Annotated in this window: 24 protein-coding genes; 11 read left to right on the forward strand and 13 right to left on the reverse strand. The window is 75.3% G+C overall.

What is annotated here, in order from left to right:
* Positions 1 to 180: 180 nt before the first annotated feature.
* Entirely contained in the window at positions 181 to 621 is a 441-nt protein-coding gene (locus ACWIX3_RS18845; RefSeq protein ID WP_448608875.1) for a YciI family protein, read from the forward strand.
* Between the two features lie 79 nt (positions 622 to 700).
* Here the strand turns inward: ACWIX3_RS18845 and ACWIX3_RS18850 are convergent, their stop codons facing one another.
* Positions 701 to 1,606 carry an ornithine cyclodeaminase family protein gene (locus ACWIX3_RS18850; RefSeq protein ID WP_448608876.1) on the reverse strand — a complete coding sequence of 302 codons (906 nt, stop codon included), beginning with the start codon at positions 1,604 to 1,606 and terminating at the stop codon, positions 701 to 703.
* Positions 1,603 to 2,619, reverse strand: coding sequence for a proline racemase family protein (locus ACWIX3_RS18855; protein ID WP_448608877.1), 1,017 nt, complete (start codon positions 2,617 to 2,619; stop codon positions 1,603 to 1,605). Before ACWIX3_RS18855 ends, ACWIX3_RS18850 begins: the two co-directional genes overlap by 4 nt.
* A 55-nt stretch (positions 2,620 to 2,674) precedes the next feature.
* On the opposite strand from ACWIX3_RS18855, the gene ACWIX3_RS18860 reads away from it, so the two are divergent.
* Positions 2,675 to 3,316, forward strand: a complete 642-nt coding sequence (locus ACWIX3_RS18860; RefSeq protein WP_448608878.1) for a TetR/AcrR family transcriptional regulator — start codon at positions 2,675 to 2,677, stop codon at positions 3,314 to 3,316.
* Positions 3,317 to 3,345: 29 nt separating this feature from the next.
* On the forward strand, positions 3,346 to 4,293 hold the full coding sequence (locus tag ACWIX3_RS18865) for a DMT family transporter (protein ID WP_448608879.1): 948 nt from the start codon (positions 3,346 to 3,348) through the stop codon (positions 4,291 to 4,293).
* On the opposite strand, the gene ACWIX3_RS18870 is transcribed toward ACWIX3_RS18865, so the two are convergent.
* Positions 4,267 to 5,190, reverse strand: a complete 924-nt coding sequence (locus ACWIX3_RS18870; protein ID WP_448608880.1) for a DMT family transporter — start codon at positions 5,188 to 5,190, stop codon at positions 4,267 to 4,269. The two genes, ACWIX3_RS18865 and ACWIX3_RS18870, sit on opposite strands and share 27 nt — an antisense overlap.
* A 171-nt stretch (positions 5,191 to 5,361) precedes the next feature.
* Here ACWIX3_RS18870 and ACWIX3_RS18875 point away from each other — a divergent pair, with 171 nt between their 5' ends.
* Complete coding sequence (locus ACWIX3_RS18875) at positions 5,362 to 6,549, forward strand: alpha/beta hydrolase family protein (RefSeq protein WP_448608881.1); 1,188 nt, start codon at positions 5,362 to 5,364, stop codon at positions 6,547 to 6,549.
* Here ACWIX3_RS18875 and ACWIX3_RS18880 read toward each other — a convergent pair.
* Together ACWIX3_RS18880 and ACWIX3_RS18885 are read right to left on the reverse strand one after the other, a co-directional pair.
* Positions 6,546 to 8,399, reverse strand: coding sequence for an SdpI family protein (locus tag ACWIX3_RS18880; RefSeq protein WP_448608882.1), 1,854 nt, complete (start codon positions 8,397 to 8,399; stop codon positions 6,546 to 6,548). The genes ACWIX3_RS18875 and ACWIX3_RS18880 overlap by 4 nt on opposite strands.
* 102 nt (positions 8,400 to 8,501) lie before the next feature.
* The gene (locus ACWIX3_RS18885; protein ID WP_448608883.1) at positions 8,502 to 9,188 is read right to left on the reverse strand and encodes a CPBP family intramembrane glutamic endopeptidase; all 687 of its coding nucleotides are present in this window, start codon (positions 9,186 to 9,188) and stop codon (positions 8,502 to 8,504) included.
* Between the two features lie 32 nt (positions 9,189 to 9,220).
* Here ACWIX3_RS18885 and ACWIX3_RS18890 point away from each other — a divergent pair, with 32 nt between their 5' ends.
* The 5 genes from ACWIX3_RS18890 (at position 9,221) to ACWIX3_RS18910 (ending at position 14,059) form a co-directional block, all read left to right on the forward strand.
* Positions 9,221 to 9,607, forward strand: a complete 387-nt coding sequence (locus ACWIX3_RS18890) for a hypothetical protein (protein ID WP_448608884.1) — start codon at positions 9,221 to 9,223, stop codon at positions 9,605 to 9,607.
* Complete coding sequence (locus ACWIX3_RS18895) at positions 9,604 to 9,789, forward strand: DUF6186 family protein (protein ID WP_448608885.1); 186 nt, start codon at positions 9,604 to 9,606, stop codon at positions 9,787 to 9,789. The genes ACWIX3_RS18890 and ACWIX3_RS18895 overlap by 4 nt, the downstream gene beginning before the upstream one ends.
* Before the next feature lie 83 nt (positions 9,790 to 9,872).
* Positions 9,873 to 11,609 carry a pyruvate dehydrogenase gene (locus ACWIX3_RS18900; protein WP_448608886.1) on the forward strand — a complete coding sequence of 579 codons (1,737 nt, stop codon included), beginning with the start codon at positions 9,873 to 9,875 and terminating at the stop codon, positions 11,607 to 11,609.
* A gap of 73 nt (positions 11,610 to 11,682) precedes the next feature.
* Positions 11,683 to 13,230 carry an alpha-amylase family glycosyl hydrolase gene (locus ACWIX3_RS18905; RefSeq protein ID WP_448608887.1) on the forward strand — a complete coding sequence of 516 codons (1,548 nt, stop codon included), beginning with the start codon at positions 11,683 to 11,685 and terminating at the stop codon, positions 13,228 to 13,230.
* A gap of 73 nt (positions 13,231 to 13,303) precedes the next feature.
* A complete protein-coding gene (locus ACWIX3_RS18910; protein WP_448608888.1) occupies positions 13,304 to 14,059 on the forward strand; it encodes a hypothetical protein in 756 nt (251 codons plus the stop codon).
* Position 14,060: 1 nt separating this feature from the next.
* On the opposite strand, the gene ACWIX3_RS18915 is transcribed toward ACWIX3_RS18910, so the two are convergent.
* The gene (locus tag ACWIX3_RS18915; protein ID WP_448608889.1) at positions 14,061 to 14,501 is read right to left on the reverse strand and encodes a flavodoxin family protein; all 441 of its coding nucleotides are present in this window, start codon (positions 14,499 to 14,501) and stop codon (positions 14,061 to 14,063) included.
* 22 nt (positions 14,502 to 14,523) lie between these two features.
* Positions 14,524 to 15,414, reverse strand: a complete 891-nt coding sequence (locus ACWIX3_RS18920; RefSeq protein ID WP_448608890.1) for an alpha/beta fold hydrolase — start codon at positions 15,412 to 15,414, stop codon at positions 14,524 to 14,526.
* Positions 15,415 to 15,486: 72 nt separating this feature from the next.
* Between ACWIX3_RS18920 and ACWIX3_RS18925 the strand changes: the two genes are divergently transcribed.
* On the forward strand, positions 15,487 to 16,089 hold the full coding sequence (locus ACWIX3_RS18925) for a TMEM175 family protein (RefSeq protein WP_448608891.1): 603 nt from the start codon (positions 15,487 to 15,489) through the stop codon (positions 16,087 to 16,089).
* Positions 16,090 to 16,105: 16 nt separating this feature from the next.
* On the opposite strand, the gene ACWIX3_RS18930 is transcribed toward ACWIX3_RS18925, so the two are convergent.
* From ACWIX3_RS18930 to ACWIX3_RS18950, 5 genes are all read right to left on the reverse strand, one after another.
* The gene (locus tag ACWIX3_RS18930) at positions 16,106 to 17,317 is read right to left on the reverse strand and encodes a low temperature requirement protein A (RefSeq protein ID WP_448608892.1); all 1,212 of its coding nucleotides are present in this window, start codon (positions 17,315 to 17,317) and stop codon (positions 16,106 to 16,108) included.
* Positions 17,318 to 17,387: 70 nt separating this feature from the next.
* Entirely contained in the window at positions 17,388 to 17,579 is a 192-nt protein-coding gene (locus ACWIX3_RS18935) for a hypothetical protein (protein ID WP_448608893.1), read from the reverse strand.
* Between the two features lie 287 nt (positions 17,580 to 17,866).
* A complete protein-coding gene (locus ACWIX3_RS18940) occupies positions 17,867 to 18,697 on the reverse strand; it encodes an ABC transporter permease (RefSeq protein WP_448608894.1) in 831 nt (276 codons plus the stop codon).
* Positions 18,694 to 19,677 (reverse strand): ATP-binding cassette domain-containing protein, encoded by a 984-nt coding sequence (locus ACWIX3_RS18945; RefSeq protein ID WP_448608895.1) that lies wholly within the window; start codon positions 19,675 to 19,677, stop codon positions 18,694 to 18,696. The genes ACWIX3_RS18940 and ACWIX3_RS18945 overlap by 4 nt, the downstream gene beginning before the upstream one ends.
* A 233-nt stretch (positions 19,678 to 19,910) precedes the next feature.
* Positions 19,911 to 20,894 carry a YihY/virulence factor BrkB family protein gene (locus ACWIX3_RS18950; RefSeq protein ID WP_448608896.1) on the reverse strand — a complete coding sequence of 328 codons (984 nt, stop codon included), beginning with the start codon at positions 20,892 to 20,894 and terminating at the stop codon, positions 19,911 to 19,913.
* Positions 20,895 to 20,931: 37 nt separating this feature from the next.
* Here ACWIX3_RS18950 and ACWIX3_RS18955 point away from each other — a divergent pair, with 37 nt between their 5' ends.
* Positions 20,932 to 21,402 carry a heme-degrading domain-containing protein gene (locus ACWIX3_RS18955; RefSeq protein ID WP_448608897.1) on the forward strand — a complete coding sequence of 157 codons (471 nt, stop codon included), beginning with the start codon at positions 20,932 to 20,934 and terminating at the stop codon, positions 21,400 to 21,402.
* A gap of 42 nt (positions 21,403 to 21,444) precedes the next feature.
* On the opposite strand, the gene ACWIX3_RS18960 is transcribed toward ACWIX3_RS18955, so the two are convergent.
* The gene (locus ACWIX3_RS18960) at positions 21,445 to 22,014 is read right to left on the reverse strand and encodes a TIGR03086 family metal-binding protein (RefSeq protein WP_448608898.1); all 570 of its coding nucleotides are present in this window, start codon (positions 22,012 to 22,014) and stop codon (positions 21,445 to 21,447) included.
* Positions 22,015 to 22,042: the final 28 nt, after the last annotated feature.

Below are 22,042 nucleotides of genomic sequence, written 5' to 3' on the forward strand. Positions count from 1 at the left end.
CTGGCACCGGTGGCGTGGGGCGCGCTGACGGGTGTCCCCGAGCGGCCCGCTCAGGGACGCCGCCAGCACGGCGAACGCGTGTCGCCGATCGGGCCTCGACCGATGAGATCCGGCGGCGTAGGGGGTCATTCGCTCGTGAGCGCGGCCGGACGGGCGCCGCGACGACCTCGGAGGACCACCGTGACGCAGTACCTGCTGTCCATGCCGCACGATTCGGCCGAGGAGCCCACGATGGCGTCGATGGATCCCGCTGAGCTGGAGGCCACGCTGGCAGTGGCCGGTGCTTTCCTCGAGGAGTTGGCGGCGTCCGGCGCTCTGGTCTTCGCGGGTGGATTGCACCCGCCCTCGACGGCGGTCACCGTCGACCACACAGGCGACGACCTCGCCCTCGCCGACGGGCCGTACACGCAGGCGCCGGAGTACCTCGGGGGCTTCTGGGTGGTCGAGGCGCCGGACCGGGAGGCTGCCGTCGCCTGGGCCGCGAAGGCATCCAAGGCGCTCGGAGCCCGGATCGAGGTCCGCGCCTTCCAGGAGGTTCCGGTTCAGGACGTCGGGACCGGCGAAGAGCATCCGGCCGGCCGCGCGGTAGGGCACATCGCCCAGGCCGCGACCGCGGGATGAGGTCGGAGGTGTGCGGTCACCTCGGATGACACGTAGGCCGCCGTCAGGATGAGCCGGCCAGTGTCCCTGAGCGGCCCACCTACGGACGGTCAGCCGCCGCCGTGCGCACGACGGCTTCTGCGACGACGAGGTCCTGCCAGGACATGCCGACGCTCTTGACGACCAGCGGCCGGTCGGCGGGCAGGGGCACCGCGCCGGTCACGACGTCGCGCAGGGGTACGAGGTCGTCGGCGGTCAGTGCGCCCTCGGCGATGGCCAGGACCACGTCCCCGGCCTCGCGCAGCGCGGTGGCGACGTCCTCGACCACCACGGTGGCCCGGCCCAGCAACGCCGCGTCCAGTTCGCGGGCGTCGGGCTCGTGCGAGCCGACCGCGACCACCACGGCGTCGTCGCGCAGCAGGGTCGAGTCGAACAGCGGCGCGCGGGCCGAGGTCGCGCAGACGACGACGTCCGCGGCCCGCAGTGCCGCGTCGGCGTCCGCGGAGCCGAGCCGGACCGCCGCCAGCGGGGTCCGGGACGGGTCGCGGACCAGGTGGACGGCGCCGGCCAGCGGGCGGACGGCGGCCAGCGTGGCGACGTGCCCGACCGCCTGCGGCCCGGCGCCGACCACCGCCACCCGCAGCGGCCGGTCGGGCAGGGCGGGCAGGACGGCGGCGACCGAGACCGCCGGGGTGCGCAGCGTGGTCAGCGCCGTGCCGTCGAGCACCGCGCGCAGCGCCAGGGTCTCCGCGTCGAGGAGCAGGTAGGTGGCCTGGATGCGGGGCAGGCCGCGGGCCGGGTTGCCCGGGGCGACGGCGACCACCTTCACCCCGGCCGCGGCCGGGGTCTCCGAGGGCATGAGCAGGAACTGGCCGTGCGCGAGGCCCACCGCGGTGCGGGGTGGGTCGCCGGCGGGGTCCAGGCCGCCGCGCAGCGCATCGGTGATCGCCCGGACCGCGCCGGCCGGGCCGAGCGCGGCGACGGCGTCCGCGTCGAGGAACCTCACCGCAGCACGAACCCGGGAACCAGCGCGTCGTGCGGATCGACGACGAACCGGTGCTCGCCGGTGCGGTAGGCCATCCCGGTGACCTGCGGGAGCACCGCGCGACGCCCGGCGACGTCCACGGTCCCGAGCACCGTCCCGGCGAAGGTGCTGCCCACGATCGAGTCGTGCCGCAGCACTGTGCCGGACGGAAGCCGGCCCTCGTCGGCCAGCACCGCCAGTCGCGCGCAGGTGCCCGAGCCGCAGGGTGAGCGGTCGACCTCACCGTCGGCGAAGACGGCCACGTTGCGCTGGTGGACCTGTCCGTCGGTGACTCCGAGCTCGTCGTACCAGATGGTCCCGTAGATGCCGTTGAGCCGTGGGTCGGCCGGGTGCACGGCGTGCTCGCTGCCGTTGAGTGCCCACTTGATCTCCCGGCCCAGCGAGATCAGCTCGCCGAGACGTTCGGGGGTGACAGTCAGGCCCAGCTGATCGGCGGGCAGGGTCGCGTAGATGGCGCCGCCGTAGGCAACGGTGACGGTCACCTCGCCTCGAGAGGTCGTCACCGGGACCTGGCGGGCGACCACCCAGCTGGGCACGTTGACGAAGTCGACCGCCACCGTCCGGCCGGCCTCGCGGTGCACCCGCGCGGTCACCCGCCCCGACGGCACGTCGATGCCCACGTCCACGCTGCCGTTCTCCGGTGCGGCGACCAGCCCGGTCTCGACGGCCCAGACGCCGAGTGCGATCGTGCCGTGCCCGCAGGCGGTGGAGAAGCCGTCCTTGTGCCAGAACAGCACGCCCAGGTCAGCACCGTCGTCGTCCGGCGGCACGACGAACCCGCCGTACATGTCCGCGTGGCCGCGCGGCTCGGAGCACAGCACCGCCCGCAGCGCCTGGACGTCGGGCTCTTCGATGGCCCGTGCGCGGCGCTCGGCCACGGTGGCGCCCGGGATCGGCACCGGGGGCTCGACGACGATCCGGAAGGGCTCCCCGCCGGTGTGGTAGTCGACTGTCTCGATCCTCGAAGGCACCATGTCGGCACTTTACTAGCTATACTGGTCTACCTAGTAAGCGCATGAGGAGCTGCCCATGTCCGACCGTGGACACCAGGAGACCCCAGGGACCGAGCCGGCGGTGCGGCCGCGCCGCCATTCGGCCCGCGCCCGGCTGCTCGCCGCGGCAGCGCAGTGCTTCTACGACCACGGGGTGAACGGCACGGGGATCGACACCATCACCGCCGCGGCGGGCGTGGCGAAGATGAGCCTGTACAACAACTTCGCCTCGAAGGAAGACCTGGTCGTGGCCTACCTGGAGGCGCGGCACGAGGAGTGGCTGGACCTCTACCGCCGCCGGCTGGCCAGCGCGACCCACGCCCGACAGCGGGTCGCCGCGGTGTTCGACGCCTACGTCGACCACGCCGAGATGGCTTACCGGCACGGGTTCCGCGGCTGCGGGCTGCTCAACGCGGCGGCCGAGCTGCCCGCCGGTGCACCCGGCCGGCAGCTGGTGCGCCGGCACAAGGAGGCGGTCGAGGCACTGCTGGCCGAGCACCTCGCTGAGCTGGACGAGGTGCCGGCCGAGCGGGTCGCCGACCTGGCCGAGGAGCTGTCGTTCCTGCTGGAGGGCGCGATGGCCCGGGCCGGGCTGGAGGGCGACTCCCGCCGGTTGCACCGCGTCCGCGAGCTGGCCCTACGGTGCGTGGACTCCGCCGGCGGCCGGGCCGCGCGGTGAGGCACGGTACGACGTACGGCACCGTGTGCGTGTTGACCGCAGCCGTGCTGTGGGGCACGACCGGTACCGCGGCGGCGCTGGCCCCCGGCGTCGGGTCGCTGGCGGTCGGTGCTGCGGCAATGGGCGTCGGCGGCCTGCTGCAGGCCGCGGCCGCGCACCGTTTGATGCGCGCGCACCGCGCCGGCCTGGCCGCGCAGTGGCGGCCGCTGGCGGCGGCCGCCATCGCAGTGGCGGTGTACCCGCTGGCCTTCTACACCTCGATGCGCCTCGCCGGGGTCGCGATCGGCACCGTGGTGTCCATCGGCTCAGCGCCGATGACGGCCGCTCTCATCGAACGCGTCATCGACCGCCAGCCGCTGTCCCGCCGTTGGGCCCTCGGCGCCACCGCCGGCGTGCTCGGCGTGCTGGCGCTCACCCTTGCGCACCCAGGCGGGGAGGCTGCGACCGGCGGTTCCGGTGCGCAGCCGGTGCTCGGCATCGCCTTGGGGCTGCTGGCCGGGGTCACCTACGCGCTGTACTCGTGGAGTGCGGCGCGAGTGATGCGCCGGGGACTGCCCTCCTGCCCGGTCATGGGCGCCATCTTCGGGGCCGGCGGTGTCCTGCTGCTACCGGTCCTGCTGCTCACCGGCGCTCCGATCGTCGCCTCGTGGTCCAACTTGGCGGCCGTGGCCTACCTGGCCCTCGTGCCGATGTTCCTCGGCTACGTGTTGTTCGGCCGGGGCCTTGCTGCCGTCCCCGCGAGCACCGCAACCACGCTTTCCCTGCTCGAGCCCGCCGTTGCCGCCCTCATCGCCGTCCTCGTCCTGCACGAGCAGCTGCCACCCCTGGGCTGGGTGGGCATGGGGATCCTGCTCGCCAGGCTGGTGCCGCTGACCGCGGACTCCCGTCGGCTGGGAACGGACACGGCGAGCAGTCCGTCGACGAAACCATCACGCCCGGTCGAAGTCGTCTCACAGGCCGCCGTCAGAGCGAGATGACCCCGCGGTGGTGCCGGACCCGAGCCCTCGTCCGCCGTCCTCAGGCGGGGACGGGTTCGGCGTCCCGGCCGCGGCCCGAGCCAGCGCCGCGGTGGCGACGGCCATGACGACGACGAGGACGGCGACCAGCGCCCACTCCGCACCGTCGGCGCGCAGCCGCTCGCCCAGCACCCCAACCCCCAGCGCGACGGCGACCACCGGCTCCCCCACCGTCACCGCCGGCAGCGACGCCTCGAGGGCCCCGGCCTGGTAGGCGGACTGCTGCAGGTACGTGCCCCCGACCATCGCGACGACCAGCAGCCAGGTCTCCCAGCTGGTCAGCAGCACGGGCAGACCGTCGTCGAGCAGGCTCACCACGCCCTTGGTCAGCGCCGCACCGACCCCGTAGGCCGCGCCCGCGGCGACGGCGAGCAGGACCGCCCGCGCCGTCCCCCGGCGGATCGCCGCGGCGGCCAGGCAACCGCCGACGAGCAGGCCCAGCACGACCCACGCAGGCAGCCACGGGCGCCAGCCGGCCCGGTCGACGCCGGCCGTCGGCTCCCCCACCACGGCGAAGACGGCCAGCGCGAGCACCAGCAGCGCCGCCCAGACCCGGTCCGACCGGCGCAGCCGACGGCCGCCCCATCGGGCGCCCAGGGGCAGCGCGACCAGCAGCGTGGTGACCAGCAGCGGCTGCACCAGCAGCAGCGAGCCCAGGCCGAGGGCGGCCGCCTGGGCGGCGAACCCGGCGGTGTCGCAGAGCGTCCCGGCCCACCACCGCGGACTGCGCGCCAGCGCGAGCAGCAGCCGGCCGCCGCGGGCGTCGGGGACGTCGGCGGCCGAGCGCTGCTGCACCGCCGATGCCACGGCGAACAGGACGGCGGCGAGCAGCGCGAGCACCGCGGCCAGTCCGTCCACCGCGCCATGCTGCCGGGCAGCGCCGGGCCCGGGAACCCCGTTGCGCGGCCTCACGGAACCGGTCGGTCCCCTCGCCGCCCGGAACGACCCGCGAGGCCCCACGGACCGGGCGGCGCCGGCCGGTGCGGCCGACCGCGAAACCACGGGATCGTCGTCGCACCCACCCGGGAGGTGACCGCCGTGCGCCGGCTGTTCCACGACGAGGACTTCGACTTCGCCACCCGCAACCTGCTCGGCGGGGTCTTCGCCGGCGCCGCGGACGTCGGCGAGGTGCTCACCACCGTCGACCGGATCCACGACGGCCGGGGCCGGTCCTGGGTGGACGAGTGGACCGCCACCGCGGAGCGGCTGCTGGCCGAGGACGGGAGCGCCGCCTCGGTGGCGGCCCGGTCCCTGCGCGCCGCCAACTACCTCGCCACCGCGACGGAGGCGGCCGACCGCACGGACGAGGAGGGCCTGTTCGCCGCGGTCTGGGAGCGGCACCGCCGGGCCTGGGACGCCTTCGTCGACGCCACCGACCTCGCCGTCGAGCGCCTGGAGATCCCGTACGAGGGCACCACCCTGCCCGGCTACCTGTTCCGCTCCGGCGCGGCGGACGAGCCCCGCCCCACGCTAGTCTACAACAACGGCAGCGACGGGTCGGTCGTCGGCGCCTGGGTGCGTGGCATCTCCGGCGCCCTCGCCCGCGGGTGGAACGCGATGACCTTCGACGGCCCCGGTCAGAACGCCGCCCTCGTCCGCCAGGGGCTGCCCTTCCGGCCCGACTGGGAGCACGTCGTCACTCCCGTGGTCGACGCCCTGCTCGACCGTCTCGACGTCGACCCGCGCCGGCTGGCCCTGGTCGGCGTCAGCCAGGGCGGCTACTGGGTGCCCCGTGCCGTGGCCTTCGAGCACCGCATCGCCGCCGCCGTCGCCGACCCGGGCGTGGTCGACGTGTCCGCGGCGATGCTCGCCCACCTGCCGCACCACCTCGTGCGGCTGCTCGACACCGGGGACCGGGAGGTCTTCGACAAGGAGATGGCGTTGGGGCTGCGGCTGGCCCCGCGCGTCCAGGCGATGATGACGTGGCGGATGCGGCCCTACGGCACCGCCTCGCCGTTCGACTTCTTCACCGCCGCCCGCGCCTACACGCTGACCGAGGACGTCGTCCGGCGGATCACCTGCCCGGTCCTGGTCACCGACCCGGAGCACGAGCAGTTCTGGCCGGGGCAGTCCCGTCGGCTGCACGAGGTGCTGCCCGGCGAGAAGGAGCTCGTGCGGTTCACCGCCGAGGAGGGCGCGGACGGCCACTGCGAGCCGCTCGCGGTCGGCCTTCGCGGTGAGCGGGTCCTCGACTGGCTGGAGCGGCAGCTCGCCTAGCCCAGCTCCTCGACCGGGCTGCCGGAGGCGTCGGGCACCCAGCGACCCCCGTCGGTGCGCGCCCAGGCCTGGCCCGGACGCAGCAGCTCCACCCGCGCCCCGCCGTCCACGGTGCGGTGCGCGATCCGCCGCTCCCAGCGGTCGCCGATGCCGTCGTCCCCGGGCGACCGGGCGGCCAGGCCGACGGCGAGCACGCCGTCCTCCTCGAGCGCGACCGCCCCCGGGTCGGCCGCCGCGTCGGGTGCGGCCACGGTCCAGCTCACCTCGCCGGTGGGGTCCAGCGGCTCCTCGTACGTGCGGTCGCCGACCCGCAGGTAGGCGACGGCGCCGGGACGGGGGGTCGACCTCACCCTGAGGGTCAGGTGCGGCCCGGCGTCCACCCGGAGGGGCTCCACCACCGGCGGCCCGTCCTCGTCCTGCGACAGGCGGTACGGGGAGCGGTCCGGGAACCGCGCGGCCAGCGCGAGGTCGGCCGCGCCGCGCTGCTCGGCGTAGAGGACCGGCTGCTGCAGCGACGGGTCGTTCTGCAGGAACGGCGTGTCGCTCTCGAAGCCCAGGTCGCCGCGCTCCGGCAGGAACAGCAGCGCGTCGTCGAGGCCCGTCTCCTCGACCACCCGCTGCACCGCCCGGTACTCCGCGGTCACCTCCCGGTTGCCGGTCACCGGGCCGGGCACGGCGAGCGCGGTCAGCCCGACCATCGCCGCGACGACCACGGCGGCCGTCGATTGCCCGCGACGCGCCACCCCGGCCAGGCCGGCGGCGCCGAACACGACCAGCGGGACGACGACCGGGAGCCAGTAGAAGGGGCCGAACAGCTCCAGGCCCTCCCACTGCGCGCTGATCGCCCACGGCCCCCAGAACGGCAGGTAGCCCAGGGGCACCACCACGGCCAGCGCCAGGACCGCCCAGCGTGCTGCCCCGCGCGTCCGCACCAGGCCGAGGACGGCGAGCGCCACGAGCACGACTCCACCGGCCACCCACCCCGGCGTCGCGAGGAGGTTGGCCAGCATCCCGGTGACGCCGTCGACCGCCGTGAAGTGCACCGTGTACTGCGGGAAGACCCCTCGGTCGCCGAAGCCGAAGGTGTCCTGCGGGCCGGTGACGGTGAACGGCAGCCGGAACGGGCCGCCGACCACGACGGCGTTGTAGACCAGCGTCAGCGCCAGCACCGGCACGGCCCCGGCGGCGACCCGGAGTACGAGGCCGGGGCGGGACAGGCCGCCGCGATCCCGGGACAGCAGGACGGCGAGGGCGAACGGCGCGACGGTCAGCAGCGCGTCGAAGGGCCGGGCGAAGGCCGCGACCGCGGCCACCAAGCCCGCGGCCACCAGCCGGGGGGTCGAGCCCAGCCGCGCTCCCGAGAGCAGCAGGACGGCGGCGCCGAGGCCCAGCGCCAGCGCGGGCAGGTAGGGCAGGAAGGTGCCGCTCTGCACCACGACCACCGGCGAGAGCGCGAACAGCGCACCGGCGGTGAGGGCGACGGCCCGGTCGCGCAGCACCTCGGCGGCCAGCAGCGCGACGAGCACCGCGGCCGCCGCGGCGCTGACCGCCAGGGCCGCGCGCGGTGAGCCGGTGAGCAGGTCCCCGGCGGCGATCACGGCCGGCCAGGGCGGCGTGTACTTCAGCACGACCCGGTCGCCGACCACCGCCGAGGCCCAGGGGCGGAACGCGTCGTGGTCCGCGGGGAGGGTGACCGCGCCGGTCTCGAGCAGCCGGGCCATGGCGACGTAGACCGAGTCGTCGCGGTTGAGCGAGTAGAGCGGGAAGAGCGTCAGGTTGGTCAGCACGGCCAGCGCCCCGGCGACCACCGCGAGGACGGCGAGCGCCGCTCGCCACCTCCCCGTCGTCATCGGGCGCGAGTCTAGAAGGACCCCGTCCTCCTCACCGCTCGCAGGCTCGCGGCGAGCCTCTGGACGAGGCCGGCGGCGGGCCCGTGCGAGGGGCCGGGGACGTCAGCCGAGCCTGTGCACGGCGGCCGCGGCGAGCACGCCGAGCGAGTTCGTCGCCAGGTGCAGCAGGGCGGGCGCCAGCAGGCTGCCGCTGCGCAGCCGCAGCTCCGCGAAGAGGAGACCGGCGGCCGCGGTGCCCAGGCACGCCACCAGCACCGCACCGGTGCGCGCCAGCGGTCCCCCGGCCAGGTCGTTGGCGGCCAGCGCCCCGAGCGTGGGCCGCACGTGCCAGAGGCCGAACAGGGCGGCGGAGACCCCGGTCGCGCCGCGCCGGGAGAGGAGCCGGCCCATCGTGGCCAGCAGCACCCCCCGGAAGGCGACCTCCTCCCACAGCACGGTCCCGAGCGGGATGCGGACCAGCGCCTGCCCGGCGAGCTCCCCGCCGTCGAGGCCGGCCACCCGGGCGTCACCGAGCAGGGGCCGGAGGACGGGGACCGACAGCGCCGTCCCGTAGCCGGCCGCGACGACCGCCGCGCACGCCCCGCCCCACCGCGCTCCCGCCGCGAGGCGTCGGCGGTCGAGCCCGAGCTCGGCCCACGACAGCCCGCCGGCGCGGGCGGCGGTGAGCAGCACGGCCGCCGCCGCGACGTTGACCACGACGTAGGAGCCCGGGCGGCCCGGCAGCCGGTGCACGACCAGGTTGTTCCAGGCGCCGAGCACCGGTACCAGCGTCGCGGCGAGGACCAGCACCCTCCTGCGGTCGGCTGCGTCAGCATGCACGGATGCGGTGTTCCCGCTCCGCGCGCCGGCTCACCTGCGCGGCGGCGGCCGTCGCCTGCGCCGCCGCGGTGGCCGTCTCCGGCGAGCTGTCCCCGGGGGCCCTGCTCGCCGTGACCGCCGCCGGGGCCGTCGTCACCGCGGCGGGCCTGGCCCGGCGCGCGGGCGCGGAGGCGCAGCCGGTCGGCCGGCGTGGGCTCCCCTGGGTCGGCTGGCTGGCCGCGGCCCTCACCTGGGAGCTGGTCACCCTGGCCGACGACGACCTCCCCACGCTCAGCGACCTGGCCGACCCGGTCCTCGCCGCCCCGGTGCTCCGCGGCGTCGCGGCCCTCGGCTGGCTGGCGGCCGGCGCCTGGCTGGTCACCCGCGCGGGCCCCCGGCGGCCGCGGTGACCGGGGCCGCCGGGTTCGCCGTCCTGCTGGTCACCGCCCTCGCGCTGGAGGCGGCCGCCCGCCGCGGCGCCGGGCCGGCCACCGTCGGCGAGGCGCTCGGCGCCGCCATGCGCACGACACCGGGGCGGGTCGCGGTGCTGCTCGCCTGGGTGTGGCTCGGCGTGCACTTCCTGGCCCGCTGACCGCGTCCGCGCGACTCGACGGCCGGTCGGCCGGGTACCGCGACCCCGACCCGGCCGCCCTCGTCCCGTCCCCGGAGGTCGCCATGGCCCACCCGACCGTCGCCACCCAGCTCGTCCGGATGCTGCGGGACGCCGGCGCCCGGCGCATCTACGGGGTGGTCGGCGACAGCCTCAACCCCGTCGTCGACGCCGTCCGGCACACCGACGGCATCGAGTGGGTGCACGTCAGCAACGAGGAGGGCGGCGCGTTCGCGGCCGCCGCCGAGGCCCAGGTCACCGGCGAGCTGGCGGTCTGCGCCGGCTCCTGCGGGCCCGGGAACACCCACCTGCTGCAGGGCCTCTACGACGCCCACCGCAGCGGCGCCCCGGTGGTCGCGATCGCCTCGCACATCCAGTCGCAGGAGATCGGGATGGCGTTCTTCCAGGAGACCCACCCCGAGCGCACGTTCCAGGACTGCTCGCACTGGTGCGAGGTCGTCACCCCGAAGCAGATGCCGCACACCCTCCGCGTGGCGATCCAGACCGCACTCGGCAAGCGCGGGGTCTCGGTGGTGGTGCTGCCGGGCGACCTGGCCGCCGAGGAGTCCGGCGGGCCCGCCGTGCCCACCGCGATGGTCGCCGGGCCCTCACCGGTGCGACCGGCGCCCGAACAGGTGCACGCGCTGGCCGACGCGGTCAACGCCGCGCGGACGGTGACGCTGTTCTGCGGTGCCGGCTGCGCCGGCGCGCACGACGAGGTGATGGAGCTGGCCGGGACGGTGCTCTCCCCCGTCGGGCACGCGCTCGGCGGCAAGGAGGTCATCCAGTACGACAACCCGTACGACGTCGGGATGAACGGGCTGCTCGGCTACGGCGCGGCGCACAAGGCCACCCACGAGGCCGACCTGCTCGTGCTGCTGGGCACCGACTTCCCCTACACGAACTTCCTGCCGCAGCGGAGGACGGCGCAGGTCGACGCGGAGGCGGGACACCTGGGGCGGCGCACGCCGCTGGAGGTCGCCGTCCACGGGGACGTCGGGGAGACGATCCGCGCGCTGCTGCCGCTGCTGGAGCGCAAGTCCGACCGGCGCTTCCTGGACTCGATGCTGCGCCAGCACGCCGAGGCGCTGGAGAAGGTGGTCGACGCCTACACGCACCGGGTCGAGCAGATGCGGCCGATCCACCCCGAGTACGTGGCCGCGCAGCTCGACGAGCTGGCCGCCGACGACGCCGTCTTCACCGTCGACACCGGCATGTGCAACGTGTGGGCCGCGCGCTACCTGACGCCGAACGGACGGCGCCGGGTGATCGGGTCGTTCCGGCACGGGTCGATGGCGAACGCCCTCCCCCACGCGGTGGGCGCGTCGTTCGCCGGCCGCGGCCGGCAGGTGGTGTCGATGAGCGGGGACGGCGGGCTGGCGATGCTGCTCGGCGAGCTCATCACCGTCCGGCTGCACCGGCTGCCGGTGAAGATCGTGCTGTTCAACAACGCGTCGCTCGGCATGGTGAAGCTGGAGATGATGGTCGACGGCATCCCGGACTTCGAGACCGACCACGAGCCCACGGACTTCGCCGCGATCGCCGAGGGCGTGGGCATCCGGGCGATGCGGGTGGAGGACCCCCGCGACGTCCGGGACACGCTGGCCAAGGGCCTCGCCGACCCCGGGCCGGTGCTCATGGAGTTCGTCACCGACCCGAACGCCCTGTCCATCCCGCCGGCCATCACCGGGGAGCAGATCCGCGGGTTCGCCACGTCGGCGACCAAGATGGTGCTCGGCGGCGGCGTCGGGAAGATGATCGACCTGGCCCGCAGCAACCTGCGCAACATCCCGCGCCCGTGACCGGGCCCGCGGGGTTCCGCTCGGGCGCAGCACGGTCCGTTCCGACGCCGACGAGCGCCGGCCAGGAGGGCTCGTGACCGAGTGGTGGCGGCGCGGCGCGGTCTACCAGGTCTACCCGCGGTCGTTCGCCGACTCCGACGGCGACGGCGTCGGTGACCTGCGCGGCCTGCGGGCGCACCTGGACCACCTCGCCGGACTCTCGGTCGCCGCGGTCTGGCTCTCGCCGGTGTTCCCCTCCCCCATGGCCGACTTCGGCTACGACGTCTCCGACCCCTGCGACGTAGACCCGCTGTTCGGCACGCTGGCCGACCTCGACGACCTCGTCGCCGACTGCCACGACCGGGGCATCCGCGTGGTCCTGGACTGGGTGCCCAACCACACCTCCGACCAGCACCCGTGGTTCCTCGCCGCCCGCTCCTCCAGGGAGGACCCCAAGCGGAACTGGTACGTCTGGCGGGACGGTGCGCCCGACGGCGGGCCGCCCAACGACTGGCGCTCGGAGTTCGCCGCCGTCGGCCCGGCCTGGACCCTCGACGAGCGCACGGGGCAGTGGTACCTGCACTCCTACACCCCGCAGCAGCCCGACCTGGACTGGGAGAACCCCGAGGTCGAGGCCGCCATGCACGACGTCGTCAGGTTCTGGCTCGGCCGCGGGGTGGACGGGCTGCGCATCGACGCCCTGCAGCGGCTCGCCAAGGACCCCCTGCTGGGCAGCAACGCCGGCTCCGACCGCAGGCACGACCAGGACTGGGAGACCGCGCACGAACGACTGCGGGGCATCCGCCGGGTCGTCGACGAGTTCCCCGACCGGATGATCGTCGGCGAGGTGTACCTGCTCGACCTGCGCCGGGTGCTGGCCTACCTCGCCGGGGGCGACCAGCTGCACCTGGTCCACAACTTCGTCTTCGTCCACCTGCCGTGGGACGCCGACGCCTTCCGCACCGCGATCGAGGAGTTCGCGGCGCAGGCCGAGCCGGAGGCGTGGCCGGCCTGGTTCCTCGGCAACCACGACCACTCGCGCATCGCCACCCGCTACGACGACGGCGGACACGGCGAGGCTCGGGCCAGGGCGGTCGCGCTGCTGCTGACCGCCCTGCGCGGGACGCCGTTCCTCTGCCAGGGCGACGAGCTGGGACTGCCCGACGCCGTGGTCCCGCCGGACCGGGTGGTCGACGTCGACGGCCGCGACCCCGAGCGCGCCCCGATCCCCTGGCGGCCGCCGTCGGCCGCCGGCCCCGGAGCCGGCTTCACCGCCGGGGAGCCGTGGCTGCCCATCGTCGCGGGTGCCGAGCGGCTCTGCGTCGAGCGCCAGGCCGCCGACCCGTCGTCCACCCTGTCGCTGGTGCGCCGGCTGGGCGCGCTGCGGGCCGCCTCCCCCGCCCTGCAGACGGGCCGGCAGCAGATGGTCGACGCCGGTCCCGGCGTCCTGGCCTGGCTCCGGGAGGACGACGACCAGCGGCTGCTGGCCGCTGTCAACTTCACCGCCGGGACACGCGCGATCCCGGTCGACGGCGAGGCCGCCCTGCTGGTCTCCACCGACCCCGGCCGGCCGCCGGGGCCGGTGCGGGACCTGGAGCTGGGGCCGGACGAGGCCGTCCTGCTGCGCCTGACCGGCGGCTGACCCGCTTGTCGCCCACCACCCCGCGGCACCACCATCGGCGGCGACCGGGAGGCCGCGGGCGCGGAGGTGGCGGGTGGACGTCGGTCCCGAGCTCCTCCCCGACCTGGCCGGGCGCCGGGCCGTCGTCGGCTGGATGGTCCTGGCCTTCCTGCTGACCTTCCTGGTCACCCGGTTCGTCACCCGGGCCATCCGCACCGGCCGTGGCCCGTTCCGCGACGCCAGCGTGGGCGGCGTGCACGTGCACCACGAGGTCTACGGCATCTTCCTGCTGCTCGGCACCGGCACCCTGGAGTTCACCTACCGGCCCGGGCCGCCGTGGGTGCAGCTGCTGGCCGTCCTGTTCGGCGCCGGTGCCGCCCTCACCCTCGACGAGTTCGCGCTGTGGTTGCACCTGGAGGACGTCTACTGGAGCCGGCAGGGCCGCAGCTCGATCGACGCCGTCCTCGTCGCGCTGGTCGTCGGTGGGCTGCTCCTCCTCGGCGCCAACCCCTTCGACGCGGACGACGCCGGCGGTGAGCTGTTGTTGTGGATAACGGTGGTAGCGAACCTGCTCTTCGCCCTCGCCGCCATCCTCAAGGGCCGGGTGGTGCTGGGCGTCGTCGGCGTCTTCGTCCCGCTGGTCGCGCTGGTCGGCGCGGTGCGGCTGGCCCGGCCCGGCTCGTTCTGGGCCCACCGCTGGTACCGGCCGGGTTCCTCCCGGCGGGCCCGTGCCGAGGCCCGCTTCCCCGCCGGCCGCCGCACCCGCTGGGACGCGCTCGTCGACCTCTTCGTCGAGGTGCCCCCGCGGCACGCCCCCACGGCCGCCGCGACCCCTCCGCGGCCCGGGTGAGCTACAGCTGGACGGCGACGGTGGCGGCCAGCTCGCGGGCGGCCTCGAGGTCGGCCGGGCCGGGGGCGCCGGTGAGGCTCAGGGGCGCGGCGACCTGCGTCCACCGCAGCGCGCCGGTCACCGTGTCGATGCTGCGCAGCGCGCCCGCGGTGTCGTCGTTGCCGTGCACGTACACGCCGTAGGGCAGACCGACGGTGGCGTCCAGGCACGGGTAGTAGACGGTGTCGAAGAAGTGCTTGAGCGCCCCCGACATGTAGCCGATGTTGGCCGGCGTCCCGAGCAGGACGCCGTCGGCGGCGAGCAGGTCGGCGGCACCGGCCGACAGGGCCGGCCGCACGTCGAGCTCGACCTCCTCGACCAGCGCCGCGCCCTCGCGCACCGCCTCCAGCACGGCCTGCAGGGACGGCGAGGGCGTGTGGTGGACGACGAGCAGCCGGGGCACGCCGGCATCCTCCCCCGACCGGTCAGGGGCGCAGGGCCCCGTAGACGTCCGCGGCGTGGTCGAAGACGGCGAAGTGGCCCTCGCCGGCCAGCCAGTGCGCCGTGCACCGGGGCAGCATCGCGGCCAGCACCCGGCCGAGCCCCACGGGCACCTGCCAGTCCTGCGTGCCGTGCCAGACGTGCACGTGCTGGTGCACCGACGACAGCGGGAACCCCCACGGCCGGAACAGCAGCGCGCGGTCCTCGGCCAGCGCGGCCGGACCGTTGCGCAGCCCCTCGGCGAAGGTGTCGGCCAGGATGCGCCGGACCTCCGGACGCCCGATCACCCGGCGGTCGGCGGGGTTGAGCCGCGCCTGCAGGTAGCGCGGGATCGCCGCCGGGCGCAGCGTCAGCGGGGCGAACAGCGGCCGCAGCAGCGCCGCCGCCGGCGACGGCCGGTGCGCGGCCGCCCGCAGCCGCTGCGGCACCCACGGCGGCCACGGCCACGGGACGTCGGGCGGCGGCGCACCCCCGAGCACGCCGACGGCCCGCACCCGCGAGCCGAACGCCGCGGCGCAGGCCAGCGCGTAGGCCGCGCCACCGGAGAGGCTGAGGACGGAGAACTCGTCGATCCCGAGGGCGTCGAGCAGGTGCGCGACGTCGTCGGGCCAGTCGACCACCCGCCGTCCGGGCTGCGGGTCGGAACCGCCGAAGCCCGGCCGGTCGGGGACGACGAACCGCACACCCCAGCGCCGGTAGTCCTCGGGGTCCTCGACGTGGCGCTCCAGCCGCGAGCTCGGCGAGCCGTGGCAGCCGAGCACCGGCCGACCGGCCGGGTCACCGTGCTCGGCGTAGGCCAGCGTCCGCCCGTCGGGCAGCCGGATGCGCCCCTCCCGGGGGCCGGGTCGTCCACCATGGCCGGGTCGCTCGCGCATCCCGGGCCCCTACCCCGCCGACGGGCGCGACGACCGCCCCGCCCGCGGGCGGGCGCCCCTAGCCTGCGGCGGGTGCGCACCGACCGGGGCCTGGACCGGCTGATCACCTTCCTCGACGCGGTCGTGGCGATCGCGATCACGCTGCTGGTGCTGCCGCTGGTCGACGTCATCCCGGACGAGGGGCGCGACGTCGACCTCGGCGACCTGCTCGCCGACGAGGCCGGCCGGTTCGCCGCCTTCACGCTGAGCTTCGCGGTCATCGCCCGGCTGTGGCTCGTCCACCACCGGATCGTCGAGCGGGTCGGCTCCTACGACATGCCGTTCGTGCTGGTGAACCTGGCCTGGACGCTGACGATCGTGCTGCTGCCCTTCGCCACCGAGGTGGCGGCGGTCTACGGGGACCAGCGTCTGGCGATCGGCGTCTACATCGGCACGATGGCCGTGAGCTCGGCCTGCCTGACCCTGCTCACCCTCGCCCTCGTCCGCCGCCCGTACCTGCGCCGCTCCGGTGCCGACCCGGCGGAGGACGACCTGCCGGGCGCGCTCCTGACCACGGGCACCTTCGTGCTGGCCCTCGTCGTCGGCGTCGCCGTCCCCGCGATCGGGTACCTCGCGCTGCTGCTGCTCTTCCTCCCCGACCCGGTGCGCCGGCTGCTCGCCCGCCGGGCGCGCTGAGCCCGGCGGGCGCAGGTCAGACCTCCTCGACCCCCATCCGTCCGGTGGCCCGCTCGACCAACCCCACGATCACCACGGCGACGACGACCGCGGCCAGCGCGCCGACCACGACGGCTGCCGGCAGCTCGAGCGCGACGTCCACGGCGGCGACGGCGGCCGCCACGGCCGGCCACCACCACCCGCGTCGTGCCCCCTTCTTGGACATCCCGACCTCGGTGACGGTCACCGACAGCAGGTAGACGACCACCCCGCCGGCCAGGACCAGCCGGGTGCCGGTGGGAACCTCGCCCTCGCCGCTCTGCACGACGGCCAGCTCCAGGCCGGCGCCGACGGTCGCCAGCGCCAGGGTCAGCGGCAGCTGCCCGAAGACGTACACGTCGTGCGAGTGGTCGCTGCGCTCCCCGCCCACCTCGCTGAGCAACTGCTTGGCGCGGGCCCCCGCCAGGTCGAAGTAGCTCCACCACAGCGCCGCGGCCAGGACGAAGCCGAGCGCCGCGACCAGCAGTCCGGAGCCGGTCCAGTGGGCGGTGTGCAGCCCGTGGGCGATGCCGGCCACCGACTCGCCGAGCACCAGGATCACGAAGAGCCCGAACCGCTCGGGCAGGTGCTCGACGTGCAGCGGGACGTCGGCCGACGACCGGGTGGCCAGGAGCGGCACCAGCACCTCGACCAGGACGGCGGCGGCCCACAGGGCGAACCCGATCGGCCGCGGCACCGCGAGCGACACCGCCCACAGCAGCGCCCCGACGGCGGTGCCGATCAGGTACAGGCGGGCGATCGGCCGGGCACCGGGCAGGTGCCGGTACGCGCGGAGGTACTGCAGCAGCAGCATGGCCCGCAGCACCAGGTTGCAGCAGGCGAAGACGCCGAAGTAGGTGCCGGTCGCCTCGGTTGCGGTGGCGGCCATCCCGACGACCGCGGCCATGCTGCCGAGCTTGAGCAGCCGGTAGACGACGTCGTCGTGGTCGAACCGGTTGGCGTAGAGGGTCGAGCTGACCCACGACCACCAGACGATGGTGAACAGCCCGGCGAACACCAGCTCCCCGCGCCAGGTGACGTCGGCGCGGAAGTCGATGGCCAGCTCCGCGACGACGAGGACGAAGGCCAGGTCGAAGAAGAGCTCCAGGCGGGAGGCCGAGCGATCGTCGTCGGTGCGCAGCTCCGGCGCGCGGACCAGACCGCCGGTCAGCGCGCCGAGGACGGATCGGGGTGAGCTGCGGTCGGCCACGACGCTCCCGGGGTCGAGGGGGTGCCCGCTCCCCTACCCCGGGCGCAGCACCGCCACGCGGGGCCGGCGGTCACCGCCGGAAGTCGTGCGCCTCGTCGTAGGCGTAGTCCCCCGTGGCGTCGTCGCGGCCGTCGTCCGCCGGGGCGCGCTGCGGGGCCTCGCCCCGGGAGCGGGGCCGGCCGCCGCTCACCTCGGGGGCCATGTCGTCGTGCGCCATGTCGTAGCCGAGGTCTCCGGTCGGTTCACGCGGATCGGGCTCCATGTCGGCTCCTCCTCGCCGGGTGCGCCAGGGGGCCCATGCTCGACCTCCTGGCGGGAGGGCCACAAGGACACCGGTCCTGCCTGGTCGTGCGGTCATGCCGCTTCCTCTCCTCGGTGAGTGGGCACCCTGCTCCCCCCTACTGACGGAAACGGTGCCCGGGGCGTGACGGACGGCGCCATCGATCTCCGCCGGCCCGTCCGTGCGAGGTCGGTGCGGATCGAGTCCCCAGCGGCCGCACCGATCCCGACGGGTCCGGTCCGACGGCACCACGGCCGTTCCCGTGGCCCTCAGCGGCTGCGGTAGAGGCGGGTCGTGACCGGGAGGAACACCGCCGCCAGTGCCGCGGCCACGGCCAGGGAGACGACGATGGCGGTGCCGTCGGGTGCGCCCGCCATGAGCGACCGGGAGGCGGTGGCCAGCACCGAGATGGGGTTGACCTCGACGAAGGCCTGCAGCGGGCCGGGCAGCGTGGCCGGGTCGACGAAGACGTTGGACAGGAACGTCAGCGGGAAGAGCACCGTGAACCCCCCGTTCAGCACTGCGCTCGGCGAGCGCAGCACCAGGCCGAGGGCGGAGTACACCCACGAGAGCCCGAACGAGAAGACGACGACCAACCCCAGCGCCAGCAGGACCCCGACCACCCCACCCTGCGGCCGGTACCCGAGGGCGACGCCCAGCACGAGGATGACCGTGCCGGCGACGACGTAGCGGACGCTGTCGCCGAGCAGAGCTCCCAGCAGCGGCGCCGGCCGCCAGATCGGGAGGGACCGGAACCGGTCGACGACGCCCTTGGTGAGGTCGGTGTTGAGCGCCACGCCGGAGTAGACGGTCGTGAAGACCACCGACATGACGAGGATGCCGGGCAGCACGTACTGCAGGTATGCGCTGGTCGAGCCGGCGAGGGCACCACCGAACAGGTAGGTGAACATCAGCACGAACAGCACCGGCGTGATGGTGACGTCCATCAACTGCTCGGGGACGTGCTTGATCTTGAGCATCCCGCGCCAGCCGAAGGTCAGCGCGGTCGACAGCGGTCCCGGCCGGGGCGGCCGCGCCGTGGAGGCGATGGCCCGGCGGACGGCGGCGGTGTCGGCAGTGCCCGGGGTGGTGGCGGTCATGACGCCTGGCCCTCCAGGTTCTCCGTGGGGTGCTCCTCGGCGAGGTGGCCGGTGAGGGCCAGGAACACCTCGTCCAGGCTGGGCTGGCCGAGGGCGAACTCGGCGATGCCGAGGCCGGCGCGGCCCAGCTCACCCACGCCGAGCGCGGCGAGTCCGGGGTCGGGGCAGGCGGCCGACAGTGCGGCCGGGTCCGGCTCCAGCACCACGCTGCCGACCGCGGCCCCGAGGATGCGGGCGGCCTCGGCACGCTGGGCCGGGTCGAGCAGCCGCACGTGCAGCGCGCCGGTGCCCACCGATGCCTTGAGCTGGCCCGGCGTCCCCTCGGCGATGACCCGGCCGTGGTCGATGACCACGATCCCGTCGGCCAGCTGGTCGGCCTCCTCCAGGTACTGGGTGCAGAGGAGGACGGTCGTCCCCTCGGCCACCAGCGCCCGCACGATCTCCCACACCTGACCGCGCGAGCGGGGGTCGAGTCCGGTCGTGGGTTCGTCGAGGAAGGCCAGCTGCGGGGTGACGACGATGCTCGCGGCGATGTCCAGCCGCCGGCGCATGCCGCCCGAGTAGTGCTTGACCAGCTTCCCGGCGGCACCGGCGATGCCGAAGGCCTCGAGGAGCTCGTCGGCCCGGGCGCGGGCGGCAGCCCGGCGGTGGCCGAGCAGGCGCCCGATGAGGACGAGGTTCTCGCGACCGGTGAGCTCCTCGTCGACGGAGGCCAGCTGGCCGGTGAGGCTGACCAGGCCGCGCACGGCGTCGGCCTCGGTGACCACGTCGTGGCCGAGGACCCGGGCACTGCCGGCGTCGGGCGGGACGATGGTGGCCAGCATCCGGATCGTCGTGGTCTTGCCGGCGCCGTTGGGTCCGAGGACCCCGTAGATGGCACCGGCGGGGACGGCCAGGTCGACGCCGGCCACCGCCCGGGTGTCCCCGAAGGACTTCTCGAGGCCGGTCGCCTCGATGGCGAGTGTGCTCCCTGCGGTCATCCCGACTCCCTCGAGCGGTGTGTGCGGCGCAGCGCCCCGTCGTCCCTACGACGGAATGTGCGCGGCCGGGTCATCGGCCCGCCACCGGTTTTCCGGCTGCGCGCCGCGGCACCGATCGTCGGAGCTCGAGCGCACTCGAGGTCAAGCCCCGCCGGCCTGCGGCTCGACCGCAGGTCGGCGGGATCGGCGATCTCGCACGGGGAAGGGGGCCGGCGACGGCCGCCCGCCGCCGGTCAGCCCCCGTCGTCCCCCGACTCGAAGCGGACGTCGACCTCCTGGTGCCGCACCGCCCGCTGGGCGCGGGCGGCGTCCGAGTACACCCGCTCGTCGCCCTCGGTCAGGTCCTGGTGGTCGACGAAGGGCGTGAGCAGCGCCCGCGGGTACAGGTGGTCGACCCGGACCACGTCGATCTCCACGCACAGCATCAGGGCGACCGCCGCGACGTAGATGAACGCGAACAGGCCGAGGACGAGCGCGAAGACCGCGTCGACGGCGCTGGCGTTCGCCACCACCCGGGCGACGTAGACGCCCCCGAAGGACTGCAGCAGCTGCCACAGCACCGCGGCGGTCACGGCACCGGGCAGCACCTGCCGGGTGGTGAGCCGGCGGGCGGTGGTGACCCGGAACCCGAGCACGAAGACGGCGGCGTTCGCGATCACCGAGGCGACGGTGAGCAGCACGTGGAACCCGCCGCTGAAGCCGCCGCCGTAGGCCGCGGCACCGCTGCCCAGCGCGGAGAGGACGGTGCTGGCCAGCAGCAGCAGGCCCAGGGTGAACAGCAGGAGCAGACTCCGCCCCCGGGAGGTGATCGGGTCCGGCCGGCTGTGCCGCGGCACCGCCCACACCGTGTTCATCGCGTGCTGGAGCGCCTGGCCCATGCCCAGGGCTCCGTAGAGGGCGACCAGCCCGCCGACCACGATGCCGGTGACCCCGCCGCCGAGTCCCTCCGGCCGGGCCAGCTGCGGCCCGATCACCGGGAACTCGGCCAGCGCGGAGTCCAGCAGCCGCTGCTGCAGCGCCGGGTCACCGGCCAGCACGAGCCCCAGCACGGTGGCCAGCAGGAGCAGGGTCGGGAACAGCGACAGGAAGCCGTAGTACGTGATCAGCGCGGCGAGGAAGACGGCGTCGTCGTCCATGAACTTGTAGAGCACCGCGATCGGGAACCCGGCCGCCGGGTGCCGGCGCTGGAACCGGTCGACCCGCTCGGTCCACCTCATGGGCACAGCCTCCCGCGTCAGGCGGTAGGAAGGCGACATGGCCGACTCCTTCCCCGCCCTCGCCCAGCTCGCCGCCGAGGAGGAGGAGCTGCGCTTCGACGGCTTCACCAACGACGACGCCTGGGACCTCGGCGCGGCGCTGGTGGCGAGCGCCCGGCGGGACGGCGCCCCGGTGGCCGTCGACATCAGCCGGCACGGCCACCAGCTCTTCCACGCCTCGCTGCCCGGGACCAGCCCGGACAACGACTCCTGGATCCAGCGGAAGACCCGCGTCGTCCACCGGTTCGGGCACAGCAGCCTGTTCGTGCGGCAGGCCTCGGTCGAGCGGGGGACGACGTTCGAGGAGGAGTTCGCCCTCGACCCCGCCCTGTACGCCGCGCACGGCGGCGCGTTCCCCGTCCTCGTCCGCTCGGTCGGACCGGTCGGCGCGGTCGTCGTCTCCGGGTTGCCGCAGCTCGAGGACCACCGCATGGTCGTGGCCGCCATCCGGGCGCACCTGGGCCGGTGACCGCGTGACGCGCCGGCCGGGCGCCCGCCGGATGAGCGCGGGTCAGCCGCGGCCCAGCCGGGCGAGCACGCGCGTCGTGCGGTCGGCGTCCGCGGGGGCCTCGACCGCGGGCCGGCAGATGCCCTCCACGTAGAGCGCGTCGCCGAACGCGTTCGCCCCGGCCTCGACGCGGTCCAGCTCGGCCTCGGTGAGCGTGGTGTCGGCACCGACCGACCGGGCGACGTCCCAGCGGTGCACGACCATGTCCCACACGTAGAACTGCTCGAGGGTCGCGCCGACCGTCGTCGGGCCGAAGAAGCCGTCGTACGCCTGCTCCGCGACGTCCTCGTCGGCGACCGCCGCCGCCACCCGCGCCGCGTGCGAACGCCACGCCGTCGCCGGGTCCGCGTCGACGTCCGGCTCCGCGCCGAGGTCGACCCCGCGCCCGGTGAGGAACTCCCGCTGGGTCTGCACGAGGTGCCGGACGACCTCGCGCACGGTCCACCCCTCGCAGGTCGAGGGCCGGTCCCAGGCGTCGGCCGGGACGGCGTCGAGGACGGCGGCGAGCGGGCGGTCGGCCGCGGCGTAGGCGGCGGCGATCGAGGTGTCGGGTGAGGTCGTCGGTGAGGTCATGGCCGGACGCTAGGGAGCCGGGCAGGGT

Source organism: Geodermatophilus sp. URMC 60 (assembly GCF_053502585.1).